Here is a 12,402-nt window from a genome sequence, read left to right on the forward strand (position 1 = left end):
TTCGGCCCGTCCGTGACGGGTTTCCTTCGTGCCGCCGGGGCGAGGCGGCGCGTTGCCGTCGGCCGGGCGGGAGTTGACGTCGGTACGGCCGCCCAGCCTAGCGGCGGATGATCTTCGCACGTACGGCCGGTTCCGCCCCGGGGGCGGAAGCCAGGCAAGATGGGAGCGTGACCCTTATCGATCAGATGCCTGCGACCGCGGATCCCGACGCCCTCTTCGAAGCCTTCTCCGGATGGGCCGAGGAACGGGGTATCGCCCTGTATCCGGCCCAGGAGGAGGCGCTGATCGAGGTGGTCTCCGGGGCCAACGTGATCCTGTCCACGCCGACCGGCTCCGGCAAGAGCCTGGTGGCGGCGGGGGCCCACTTCGCCGCGCTCGCCCGGGACGAGGTCACCTTCTACACCGCGCCGATCAAGGCGCTGGTGTCGGAGAAGTTCTTCGACCTGTGCAAGCTGTTCGGCACCGAGAACGTCGGCATGCTCACCGGCGACGCCTCGGTCAACCCGGACGCCCCGGTCATCTGCTGCACCGCCGAGGTACTCGCCTCCATCGCGCTGCGCGACGGCAAGGACGCGGACGTGGGCCAGGTGGTGATGGACGAGTTCCACTTCTACGCCGAGCCCGACCGCGGCTGGGCCTGGCAGATCCCGCTGCTGGAGCTGCCGCAGGCGCAGTTCCTGCTGATGTCGGCGACGCTCGGCGACGTCGCCCGGTTCGAGGCGGACCTCACCCGGCGCACCGGCCGCCCCACCGCCGTGGTCCGCTCGGCCACCCGTCCGGTGCCGTTGTCCTACGAGTACCGCACGACACCGATGACCGAGACGCTGACCGAGCTGCTGGAGACCCACCAGGCGCCGGTGTACATCGTCCACTTCACGCAGGCGGCGGCGGTCGAACGCGCGCAGGCGCTGATGAGCATCAACATGTGTACGCGCCAGGAGAAGGACGCGATCGCCGAGCTGATCGGGAACTTCCGTTTCACCACCAAGTTCGGCCGCAACCTGTCGCGTTACGTACGGCACGGTATCGGCGTCCACCACGCCGGGATGCTGCCGAAGTACCGGCGCCTGGTGGAGCGCCTCGCCCAGGCCGGACTGCTGAAGGTGATCTGCGGCACCGACACCCTGGGCGTGGGCGTCAACGTGCCCATCCGCTCCGTGCTGTTCACCGCGCTCACCAAGTACGACGGATCGCGGGTGCGGGTGCTGCGGGCGCGCGAGTTCCACCAGATCGCCGGACGGGCCGGGCGGGCCGGCTTCGACACCTCCGGCCTGGTGGTGGCGCAGGCCCCCGAGCACGTCATCGAGAACGAGAAGGCGCTGGCCAAGGCGGGCGACGACCCGAAGAAGCGCCGCAAGGTGGTGCGCAAGAAGGCCCCCGAGGGCTTCGTCAACTGGTCGCAGCAGACCTACGAGAAGCTGATCGCCGCCGAACCGGAGCCGCTGACCTCCCGCTTCCGGGTCACGCACGCCATGCTGCTGTCGGTGATCGCCCGGCCGGGCAACGCCTTCGACGCCATGCGCCGGCTGCTGGAGGACAACCACGAGCCGCGCGGCGCCCAGCTCAGGCACATCCGGCGGGCCATCGCCATCTACCGCTCGCTGCTCGACGGCGGCGTGGTGGAACGGCTCGACACACCCGACGCGGAGGGGCGGATCGTCCGGCTCACCGTCGACCTCCAGCAGGACTTCGCCCTCAACCAGCCGCTGTCCACCTTCGCCCTGGCCTCGTTCGACCTGCTCGACCCCGAATCGCCGTCGTACGCGCTCGACATGCTCTCGGTGGTCGAGTCGACCCTGGACGACCCCCGGCAGATCCTCGCCGCCCAGCAGAACAAGGCCCGCGCCGAGGCCGTGGCCCAGATGAAGGCCGACGGCGTGGAGTACGAGGAGCGCATGGAACTGCTCCAGGACGTCTCGTACCCCAAGCCGCTGGAGGAACTGCTCTTCCACGCCTACGGCGTCTACCGCAAGAGCCACCCCTGGGTCGGCGACCATCCGCTGTCGCCCAAGTCCGTGGTGCGCGACATGTACGAACGGGCCATGGCCTTCACCGAGTTCATCGCCCACTACGAACTCGCCCGGGCCGAGGGCATCGTGCTGCGCTACCTGGCGAGCGCCTACAAGACGCTGGAACACACCGTCCCCGAGGACCTGAAGTCCGAGGACCTCCAGGACCTGATCGCCTGGCTCGGCGAGATGGTGCGCCAGGTCGACTCCAGCCTGCTCGACGAGTGGGAGCAGCTCGCCAACCCGCAGGAGGAGACCGCCGAGGAGGCCGCCGAACGCGCCGACCACGTCAAGCCGGTCACCACCAACGCCCGCGCCTTCCGGGTGCTGGTACGCAACGCGATGTTCCGCCGGGTCGAGCTGGCCGCCCTGGAGCGCTACGACGAACTGGGCGAACTCGACGCCGCCTCCGGCTGGGACGCCGACGCCTGGGCCGACGCGATGGACGCCTACTGGGACGAGTACGACGACCTGGGCACCGGCCCGGACGCCCGCGGCCCCAAGCTGATCCAGATCGAGGAGGACCCGCGGCACGGGCTGTGGCAGGTCCGCCAGGTCTTCGCCGACCCGGCCGGCGACCACGACTGGGGCATCTCCGCCGAGGTCGACCTGGCCGCCTCCGACGAGGAGGGCCGCGCGGTGGTGCGGGTCACCGCCGTGGGAGCCCTGTGACCGCGTCCCGGCCCGGGCTGGGTACGCTGACGCCGGCCCGGACTGCTCCGGCCGACGGGCTCCGGGTGCCCGGTCCGCGGGGCCGGGCCGAAGGCGCGGCGGGCCGGACGCGCCGTCCGGGCGGCCCCGGCCCGGCCGACAGGGAAGAAGGGACGCGACGGTGACGACCAACCCCGCCGAGCGGCTGGTGGACCTGCTCGATCTGGAACGGATCGAGGAGAACATCTTCCGCGGTCGCAGCCCCCAGGAGCGCCTCCAGCGGGTCTTCGGCGGCCAGGTGGCCGGCCAGGCGCTGGTCGCCGCCGGCCGCACCACCGACGGCGACCGTCCGGTGCACTCGCTGCACGCGTACTTCCTGCGCCCCGGGCGGCCCGGCGTGCCCATCGTGTACCAGGTCGAACGGGTCCGCGACGGGCGCTCGTTCACCACGCGCCGGGTGGTCGCGGTCCAGCAGGGCCGCACGATCTTCAACCTCACCGCCTCCTTCCACCTGCCCGAACCGGGCTTCCACCACCAACTGCCGATGCCGGAGGTCCCCGGCCCGGAGAAACTGCCGAAACTCGCCGACGAACTGCGCGAACACCTCGGCACGCTGCCCGAGGCCATGGAACGCATGGCCCGCCGGCTCGCCTTCGACATCCGCTACGTGGAGCGGCTGCGCTGGACCCCCGAGGAGGTCCGGGGCGCCGAACCGCGCAGCGCCGTGTGGATGCGCGCGGTCGGCCCGCTCGGCGACGACCCGCTCGTCCACACCTGCGCCCTCACCTACGCCAGCGACATGATGCTGCTGGACGCGGTGCGGGTGCCGATCGAGCCGCTGTGGGGACCACGCGGCTTCGACATGGCCTCGCTGGACCACGCCATGTGGTTCCACCGCCCGTTCCGCGCCGACGAGTGGTTCCTGTACCAGCAGGAGTCCCCCGTCGCCGGCGGCGCCCGCGGACTGGCCCGGGGCCAGATCTACGACCGCGACGGCAACCTGCTGGTCTCGGTGATGCAGGAAGGACTCTTCCGCCCGCTGTCCTGACCCTCCCGCGCCCCCGTCCGGCCGGGCCTGAACCGGTGCCCGTCCGGCCTGTCACCCCCGCGCGCCGCCGGCCCTTGCGGCCCGGCGTAGTTGACTGACGCCATGCAGCCCTGCGTCTTCTGCGCCGTCATCGTCGGCGAGGTACCGAGCCACCGGGTCTACGCGGACGAGACCGCGGTGGCCTTCCTCGACGCCCGGCCCATCTTCCCCGGCCACTGCCTGGTGGTCCCCCGCCTTCACGTCCACACCCTGACCGATCTCCCCGCACCCGACATCGGCCCCTTCTTCACCCGCGTCCAGCGCGTCACCTCGGCCGTGGAGCGCGCCATGGCCGCCGCGGGCTCCTTCGTCGCGCAGAACAACCGGGTCAGCCAGTCGGTCCCCCACCTCCATGTCCACATCGTGCCCCGCAACCCCAAGGACGGTCTCCGGGGCTTCTTCTGGCCGCGCGGTCGCTACGAGGACGAGGCCCACGCGAGCGCCGTCGCCGACCGGTTGCGGGCGGCCCTCGCCGACTGAGGCACCATCTCCGTGCCCCTCGCCCCCGGCCGCTCTGGCATAGTCACCCCCATGCTCACCATCGGTACCGTCGTGGTCGGCTGCTCGGACGTCCGGCGAGCCGCCGCGTTCTGGAGCGCGGCCCTCGACTACGTCCCCCGTGACGGCGAGACCACGGACGACTGGACCGTCCTCGTCCCGGCCCGCGGCCCCGGCGCCGCGATCGCCCTCGACCTCAGCGAATCCCCGGTCCAGGAGTATCCGCGGGTGCACCTCGACCTGTACACCGCGGAACCGGAGGCAGAGATCGACCGTCTGCTGGCACTCGGCGCCGAGCGCGTCGGCTGGGACCTTTATCCGCCGGACCCCGACTTCGTGGTGCTCGCCGACACCGAGGGCAACCGCTTCTGCGTGATCGACACCGGTCACCACTGACCCGGTGGCCGTCGGTGGCCGGCGCCCCGGGCGGACTGCCGGAGCGGGGTTCGGCGGCCGGCCTCAGCGGTGCGGGGTGTGGCCGTGGTGGGCGGGCTTGCGCCGTTCCACCGGGCGGGCACCGAGCGGTCGGCGCGGCGCCTGGTGCCCTCCGGTGGCCAGCATCCGTATCTCGCCCCGGTCGCTTATCTCCGCGCGGACTATTCCGGTCTCGTCCATGTAGATCGGGTGGCCGCCGGCGCCCTTCAGCTCCGTGCGCCTGACGACGACCACGTCGCTCCCGGCGCCTGTCGGTGCCTCGAAGACCAGCTCGTAGATCTCGGGGTAGCTCATAAGGTCCCTCCTGGCTGAGACCGCCCCCACTCACCCGTCCACCCCAGTGGACCATATGCTGGTTATCCGTAAAAGGCGGCGCTATGCCATGTGTGCCCGTTTTCCGGGGCACGACCGGGCGGATCCCGTTTGTGGCACGGCCCGGGCGGCGTCGAGATTTTTCGTTGAACCCCGCACGGAGCGGCTCCCCATTCCGCCCCGCACGGGTCCGCCCTCCCGTCAAACCGGGCCCGCCGGGAAGCTTTCCGGAGCCGGCGGTGCCGCCCTCAGCGGACGTCGATGGCGAACGTCCGGGAGACCTCGCGGATCCTGGGGTGCTTGTCCTGCGGCGAGGCCCCCTCGGTGAGCACGCCCCGCAGTTGCAGGATCCCGCGGTGCTGCGCCCGGATCCCCAGGTTGAGCCAACCCCCGCCGTGGTAGGCGCCGCGCGAGCAGGCCGTCGTCCGCCAGCCGCCACGTCCCGCCCGCTGCTGTATGCAGAACCGGTTGAACGTATAGTTGTCGTCCGTCGCCCTCCCCCCGGCGTGTATGCGTCCGCCCACATGGACCGTGTGCGGTCCTGCCGCGAAGTACATGTCGGACTTCGCCGACGCGGTCGTCGTGGCGAGCCCGAAGGCGGTGACGCCGATTGCGGCGACGACGGCGACGCGGAGCGATTGGCGCTTGCGGTTCTTCATCTTCTCCCCTTCGTCGACACCGTTTCCCGGCAGCGGGACACCGGTCACGCGTCCTGGCCCGGTCACGGTGTGCGGTGGCCTTACGGCTTGTACGCCGGCCTCTTCGGCCGGGACGGACAACGTAGCCGTGCTCATCGTCGCCCATGACTCCACGGCGACCGGACACGGGGCCGGATTTCGCCGCCTCCGCACACCACCCCGCGGCCCGGCCACCACCCGGTCGGAGCCCCGGAGTCGCCGGGTCAGCGTCGCCGCAGCCATCGCCGCAACGCGGTGGGCCTGCGCGGGCCCCTCGGCCGAGCGCCTTGCCCCGGCCGCGCGACCGGATGCCGAGCACCGGCGTCCCGGTCGCCCGGGGTGCGCGGCAGGGTGGGCCGGGCCGTAGGAGGCGACGCCGATGAGGGCGCGGGATGCGGAGGCGCCGCCGTCAGGGATGCGGTCGGGGGCGCGGAAGACGTGGGCAGCGGCACGGCGGGCCAGGGGCGGGCGGCCTGGTGGCCGCGTCGGTGCCGAAGGGCATCGGGGCGGAGCGTGTCCGTCGCCATCGGTTCGGGGCCGCCCGGGAACGGCTCCCGTGGTACGCCACCCGGCACGACCGGCCTCGCCATGCCTGGCCGAGCCGACACCGGCCCCGTCACACCTGGTCTTGCCGACACCGGCCTCGACGGAGTCGGCCGCACACCTCCCGGCCCCGTCGGACCGTGGGGTGACAAACCCCGGATCGCCGGGCCGGACACCCACGGGCCAGGTGTCCGCGGAGTTGTGCGGACGGGCTCGGGAGGCACCGAGGCGGTCGCCGAGGGCCCCGGCGGTGTGGGCGGAAGGCGTACGGGCTCGGATCGGGGTACAGGGGCGGGTCGGGCGGACCAGGTCGGCGCCGGCCCGGGCGAAGCGGGCCCGGGCGATACCGGCGGTTGCTGCGGGACCGGCTGCCGTGTCCCGGCGTCCAGCCCGAACAGCTCGGGCGTACCCATCTCCCTCGCGGCGTTGCCGACGGCACCGGGGCCCACCGGCTCGGGCCACGTCTGGGCGGGTACCGGGGGCTGGGGCACGGTGGGCCAGAGTTGCGTGGGCCGGGGTTCGCGATCGGTGAGCCACGGGCGGGTGGCCTCCGGTGGTGTCGGCGGTGACGGGTTCCGCACGATTCGCTGCCTTCCCGGGTCCCAGGGCGCCGGAGACGGGTGCGTCGGCGGGGCCGGCTGATCGGTGGGGAACGTGGTGTCCGCTCCGCCCGGGGTCAGGCCGCTTGCCGCCGTCTCCCAACGCCCTTGCTGCGATGTCGGTTCGCGCCTACCCCGACCCGACGGCTCGCGCACATCGTGGGCACCGCCCGGCGCGGGGCGGGTGAGCCTGGCCCGGTGCAGTGCGAAGCCGAGGGCCGCGCGGGCGGTGTCGATCTCCTCGGGCGCCTCCGCGAACGGTGACACCGCGGGTGGTTCGGCCGCGAGGGACGCGGTCGGCGAAGGGGCGCGGGACGGGTGGAGACCGCACAGGTAGGCGTGCTCGACCGGGTCAGTGACGAGGTCGGCGGTCTCCTCGGGTCCGAGCAGGGCGCACCAGGCGGCTGCTTCGTGCCATGCGTCGGTGGCGTCGGCCACCATCCGCTCGGTCCTGCGGGCCCGCCAGCCTTCGGCTCGGCGGTCTTCCCCGGCCTCCAGCCGGGCCCGGGCTTCCTCGGGCAGCCGACCGGTGAGCCACGAGATGCCGGTGCGGGCGAATTCCCGTACCTCTTCGGCGGGGTAGAGCCACACCACGGCCCGGTACCGGTTGAGGTACCACTGGGCGGGCCGGAAGCAGCCGAGTCTGGCCAGTTTCACGAAGCGGTCCCGGCTCACCTCGATCATCTCCGCGCCGCTGAAGGTGCCGACCAGCTGGATCCGCTCCAACAGCGTTTCGGGGAAGCCCTCTTCGCTTCCGAGACGGGCGATCTCGGCATGGCTCACCATGCGCCGCCCACCGGGACCGGGAACGGTGGAAATATGGCCGAGTTGTACCGCGAGCTCGAAGGCCGGCCGTTCCAGTCCGAGCGCCGCCCGGGCGAGCGTCTGGGAAAGGACGGCCGCCCCTCCGCCGCCCGGCGCGCTTCCCGCCCCACCGACACACCCGGCCCTCGTCCGGCCCCGCAGGCTCTCCCGTACCGCCATGACGACCTCCCCGTTGCGTTGCGCCCATCGATCGATCACCGACAGTGACGAATGTAACCCCTCGATCGGACACCACGGCAAGGGCTGTGGATAACTCTCCGCGATCGGAGATTCACCCTGTGGATAACTCCGGAAGACCGTCGAACCGGAGTAACACTGGTCACGGGCCGCTGGATTGACGGCGGTCCGGATCGGTGACAGCCGATGGAACGGGGGATGACGATGAACGGGTTTCCGCAAGGGAACGGCACGCCGGGACGTGCCGGCCGGATGTCGCGGGGCGTGACCGGGGCGCGGACGAAGGGGCTTCGGGTGGTCGGGCCTCGGCTGAAGTGGCCCCGGCTAAAGGGACTTCAGGCCGCTGATGACGTGGCGCAGCAGCCCCACGTCGGGCGGTTCGGCTGGCGGCTCCGGGCCGCCGACGCGTATCCGGCCGCTGCGCAGCAGATCGCCGAGGAGCACTCGTACCACCCCGAGCGGAAGGTCGGCCCGCGAGGCGAGTTCGGCCACCGAGAGCGGGCCTGGGCGGCAGAGTTCCAGCAGGGCGAAGTGGTCGTCGCCGAGGGCGTCGGGCGTCCCGGGCAACGGGGCGCCGGCGGTCCGCGCGGGGTCGGTCTTCTGCGCCGGCCGCACCACGGCCACCGGGTCGATCCCGGCGGCCCGTGCGTCGTCGGGGCTGGTGCGACCGCGGGTCACGGTGTAGGGGCGCACCATCGGTCCGGCTTCGTCGTCGTACCACAGCGCGCCCGGTTCACCCCGCGTCCCGCTCACGGTCGGTCACATCCCGGGTCTGCTGTCGCCGTTGCGGGCCTCGACGGCGAGGTGTTCGCCGACCCGGTGGACGAGCAGGGTCATCTCGTAGGCGATCTGCCCGACATCGGCGTTGGCCCCGGTCAGCACGGACAGGCAGCTGCCGTCCCCAGCCGCGGTGACGAAGAGGAATCCGTCGTCGAGTTCGACCATGGTCTGGCGCACCGATCCGGCGCCGAAGTGGCGCCCCGCGCCCTTGGCCAGGCTGTGGAAACCGGAGGAGACGGCGGCCAGGTGCTCCGCGTCCGCGGGCTCCAGCTCACGGCTCTTACCGGTCACCAGTCCGTCGGTCGACAGCACCAGGGCGTGCCGTACTTCCTTCACGCGGTCCGTCAGGTCGTCCAGCAGCCAGCCGAGCCCCGCGTTCCCTTCCGGCCTGGTGGTACGGGCACTGCTCACGGTGTTCCCCCGTCTTCCTCTCTCGACTTCGTCAAGGCCGCCGATTCCGAGCGCCCTCGAGCGATTCCCCGGGCGAAGGCGGTCATCGTGGAACGGGCCGCCTCCGGTGATCGTTCCCGCTGGGCCCGGTACGACTCCTCCGCCGTGTCCGGGTCCGTTGTCGCTGATGTGCCGTGTCGTGCGTCTGTCGTGTCAGGTGGTGCGTGGTGCCGTGGTTCGTGGTGCGGGCCGGGCGTTCGGGCCGGCTCGGGCGGAGCGGTCGTGCCGGGCGTGCTGCGTGCGCGGGCGTCCTCGCGCCGGTCGCCCGGCGGAGTGCGCCCTGGTCCGGCCGGCTCACCGGAGCGATCCGGGTGGCCGTCCGGGCCGACGGTCGCGTCCGCCCGCCCTCCGGGGTCCCGGTGGTACCGGCGGTCGTCCGCGGTCCTGCTGTGTTCCAACGTCTCCGGGCGGGTCCGCCGTGGCGCCAGGCCGCTGTTGCGGGTGCGGCGCGGCAGACCGGCCGCGGTGGTGGGCGCCGCGGTCGCCGTCTCGGTGTCGGCCCTCTTCCCGTCGGCCGTGTCCGCTCCGGTCGTCCCCGGTGTCTCCACTGCGGATGCCCGTCCGACCGTACCGCTCGCGTGGGCCCCTTCGGCAACCCCCGCAGCCGCCTGCGGGCCCCCTTGCGCGCCCCCGACCGACGCGGTTTCGGCCACCGCTTCCGGCTCGCGCCCGGTGCCGACGCGCACCGCGGCGCGCCTGGCCCGCTCGCGGCGAGCGGTCGCGGTGGATCTGAAGTCGTCGGGGCCGGTGTTGTGTTCGGTGCCGTCCGCCACCGGCACCAGCAGATCGTCGGGGAGGTGCACCACGGCCACGGTGCCCTGGCCCGGGGCGGGACGCAGGACGACGCGGATACCGTGCCGGGCGGCCAGCCGGCCGATGGTGAACAGGCCGAGGCGGTCGGTCTCGGGCAGGTCGGCTCCCCGGGCGGCGTCCTGGAGTTCACGGTTGGCCTGGGCGACGCGTTCGGCCCCCATACCCAGGCCCTGGTCCTCGACCTCGATCACGAAGCCGGCCTCCGAACGCGATCCGTCGACCACGACCTGGGTGTCCGGCGGGGAGAAGGAGCAGGCGTTCTCGAGCAGTTCGGCCAGCAGGTGGAGCACGTCGGCGACAGCGCCGCCGGTGAGCGCCATACGCGGCATACGACGCACCACGATGCGCTGGTAGTCCTCGATCTCGCCGACCGCCGCCTTGACCACCTCGACCAGTCGGACGGGGCGCCGCCAGGCCCGGCCGGGTGCGTTGCCGGACAGGATGAGGAGCCCTTCGGCGTGGCGGCGCATGCGGGTGGTCATGTGGTCGAGCCGGAAGAGGTCGGCCAGTTCGGCCGGGTCCTCGGTGCGGCGTTCCATCTCGTCGATCAGGGTGAGTTGGCGGTGCAGCAGCACCTGGCTGCGCCGGGCCAGGGTGGTGAAGACGGCGGCGACACCGCGGCGCAGCCGGGCCTGTTCGACGGTGGCCTGGACGGCGGCCCGTTGAGCGATGCCGAATGCGCGGGCGACTTGGCCGATTTCGTCGTTCCCGAGCCGTAGTGCCGGGCCGCCGCCGTGGACGGCGGTCCGTTCGGCCTCGGCGATCTCCTCCAGGGAGGCGCCCTCGCGCAAGGTGCGCAGGAGTACGGGGAGCCTGCGTCCGGAGAGTTCCTCGGCGGCGTCCCGCAGCGCGGTGAGCCGGGTGGCGATGCGCCTGCTGATACGGAGGGAGATGAGCAGTGAGGCGATGACGGCGAGGAGACCGAGGAGGCTGACGCCGGCGGCGCGCACGAGCACGGACATGCCGGTGTCATGGGCGGTGCGGCCGACGTCACGGGCGGCGTCGGTGTCGATGGTGCCGAGTTGGTCGAGTGCCGCGTCGGCGGTGTGCCGCCATTCGTCGGCGGGCAGGCCGGCCGCCGCGGTCAGCGGGGAGGAGCTGCGGGCGGTCTCCTCCATGGTGAACAAGGTGGAGCCGATGTCGCCGGTCTCGAACCGGTCGAGCCGGGTGGCCTCGGAGGCGGGAAGTTCGGCTTGGTAGACGTGGTGCAGCAGGCGCCGGCCGTCGACGGTGCCGAGGAAGTCACGGAACTGTCCGTCGGTCATGCCGCCCGCGAGACGGCCGCCGGTGACCATCGCGTCCTCTCGGGAGAGGAGTTCACGGGCACGGGAGAGTTCGACGACGACGGAGGAGCGGTGGGCGACCTCGCCGCTTTGCAGGTCGGTGAGGGAGGTGCGCAGCCGGAAGCCGGGGTCGATGAGGTTGGAGTAACCGCTCAGGATGTCGGACCAGTTGGTGGTCCGGGCGCTGACCTGGCGGCGGAGCCGGGGCAGGGTGTCGAGGGCGGTGAGCAGTTCGGCGAAGTGCTGTTGCTGGGTGGTGCTGAGGACGGTGTGGGAGGTGCGGTGGCGGGCGTGGTCGCGCAGGAGTCCCAGTCGGGTGTCGGTGACCCGGCTCAGGCGGGTGAAGTCGGCGGAGCCGGTGCGCCCGTCGGATGCGGTGTACTCGACGGCGGCGAGGCGTTCTTGTTGCAGGGCCATGGTCAGCTCGTCGACGGGGGTGCCGTAGCGGTGGTAGGTGCCGGTGAGTCTGATGAGGGCGAACGCGCCGCGCACGGTGGTGTAGGAGCTGTAGGTCCACAGTGCGGCCAGGGTGACCATCGGGACGAGCAGCAGGGCGAGGAGCTGCGTACGGATGGTGCGGGGGCGCAGGTGCATGGGCTGGCGGGTCCTCGGTCGTTGGCGGAACGCGGCGGCAGGGGAAGCCGGTTCGCCCACGGGTCGGTGCGGGGTCCGCACAGTCTGGTACGGCTGGCGGCCTGGCGGTAGTGGTTGTGACGGTTCGGAGAAAGAGACGGTGGTCACCACGGTCGCCGGTGGCGGGCGGAAGTCGTCGGCGTCGGGCGGTCGGCCGTCGCCGTCGGGGCGGGTGCATGACGCCGGTGTCGGGGCTGCCGGGGCGGACGGCGGGGGGCGTGGCGGGTTGCGGTCCCGGCGGCGGGGCGACTCCCCCGTTGGCCCAGGGCGGGGTGAACGAGGGCGGGCCGGTCGTCCACCCGCCGTCGGCAGCGGACGGTGGAGTGCGCCAACGCCGGCCGTGCTGACACGGCCCCCCGGCGCGTCGGCTTCCGGCCCGTCCGCGCCCCTCGCGAGGCCCGCTGTCCCGGCACCGGCCCGCGGCCCGCCTGGGCTGCCGCCTTGCGCTCCGCGCCCGTCGCGCGGCCCGCTGTCCCGTGGATGCCGCCGCCTCGCTTCCGCTTGCCCCGATCCCGCCGCTTCTCCGGCCCCCGCTTCCGGGCAGCACCCGTCACCGTCACAACTGCCGCGCCGCCGGCTCCCGCCTCCGCCTCGGCTCCTCCGGCTCCCCTCCCTGCCAACCCCGGCTTC

The 12,402-nt window shown here is 72.7% G+C and carries 10 protein-coding genes; 4 read left to right on the forward strand and 6 right to left on the reverse strand.

The genetic code is table 11. The features are described from left to right. The first annotated feature begins 167 nt into the window (after positions 1-167). The 4 genes from SCATT_RS03935 (at position 168) to SCATT_RS03950 (ending at position 4,641) form a co-directional block, all read left to right on the forward strand. Positions 168-2,681: a DEAD/DEAH box helicase gene (locus SCATT_RS03935; protein ID WP_014141638.1), complete on the forward strand. Its 2,514-nt coding sequence runs from the start codon at positions 168-170 to the stop codon at positions 2,679-2,681. Between the two features lie 160 nt (positions 2,682-2,841). After that, positions 2,842-3,708, forward strand: coding sequence for an acyl-CoA thioesterase (locus tag SCATT_RS03940; protein ID WP_014141639.1), 867 nt, complete (start codon positions 2,842-2,844; stop codon positions 3,706-3,708). A gap of 102 nt (positions 3,709-3,810) precedes the next feature. Next, positions 3,811-4,227, forward strand: coding sequence for an HIT family protein (locus SCATT_RS03945; protein WP_014141640.1), 417 nt, complete (start codon positions 3,811-3,813; stop codon positions 4,225-4,227). Between the two features lie 51 nt (positions 4,228-4,278). Further along, the gene (locus tag SCATT_RS03950; RefSeq protein ID WP_014141641.1) at positions 4,279-4,641 is read left to right on the forward strand and encodes a VOC family protein; all 363 of its coding nucleotides are present in this window, start codon (positions 4,279-4,281) and stop codon (positions 4,639-4,641) included. A 63-nt stretch (positions 4,642-4,704) separates the two neighbouring features. Here SCATT_RS03950 and SCATT_RS03955 read toward each other — a convergent pair whose 3' ends face one another. The 6 genes from SCATT_RS03955 to SCATT_RS03975 all read right to left on the reverse strand — a co-directional run bounded on the left by SCATT_RS03955 (position 4,705) and on the right by SCATT_RS03975 (position 11,733). Beyond that, complete coding sequence (locus tag SCATT_RS03955; protein WP_014141642.1) at positions 4,705-4,974, reverse strand: DUF6296 family protein; 270 nt, start codon at positions 4,972-4,974, stop codon at positions 4,705-4,707. Between the two features lie 266 nt (positions 4,975-5,240). Next, positions 5,241-5,651, reverse strand: a complete 411-nt coding sequence (locus SCATT_RS03960; RefSeq protein WP_041824406.1) for a hypothetical protein — start codon at positions 5,649-5,651, stop codon at positions 5,241-5,243. A 242-nt stretch (positions 5,652-5,893) separates the two neighbouring features. Next, complete coding sequence (locus SCATT_RS40705; protein WP_014141643.1) at positions 5,894-7,795, reverse strand: DUF6397 family protein; 1,902 nt, start codon at positions 7,793-7,795, stop codon at positions 5,894-5,896. Between the two features lie 342 nt (positions 7,796-8,137). Beyond that, the gene (locus SCATT_RS03965; RefSeq protein WP_014141644.1) at positions 8,138-8,566 is read right to left on the reverse strand and encodes a DUF742 domain-containing protein; all 429 of its coding nucleotides are present in this window, start codon (positions 8,564-8,566) and stop codon (positions 8,138-8,140) included. Positions 8,567-8,572: 6 nt separating this feature from the next. Next, the gene (locus SCATT_RS03970; protein WP_014141645.1) at positions 8,573-9,004 is read right to left on the reverse strand and encodes a roadblock/LC7 domain-containing protein; all 432 of its coding nucleotides are present in this window, start codon (positions 9,002-9,004) and stop codon (positions 8,573-8,575) included. Next, positions 9,001-11,733 (reverse strand): nitrate- and nitrite sensing domain-containing protein, encoded by a 2,733-nt coding sequence (locus SCATT_RS03975; RefSeq protein WP_014141646.1) that lies wholly within the window; start codon positions 11,731-11,733, stop codon positions 9,001-9,003. The genes SCATT_RS03970 and SCATT_RS03975 overlap by 4 nt, the downstream gene beginning before the upstream one ends. Between the last annotated feature and the right edge of the window lie 669 nt (positions 11,734-12,402).

The organism is Streptantibioticus cattleyicolor NRRL 8057 = DSM 46488 (assembly GCF_000240165.1).
Taxonomy (GTDB): domain Bacteria; phylum Actinomycetota; class Actinomycetes; order Streptomycetales; family Streptomycetaceae; genus Streptantibioticus; species Streptantibioticus cattleyicolor.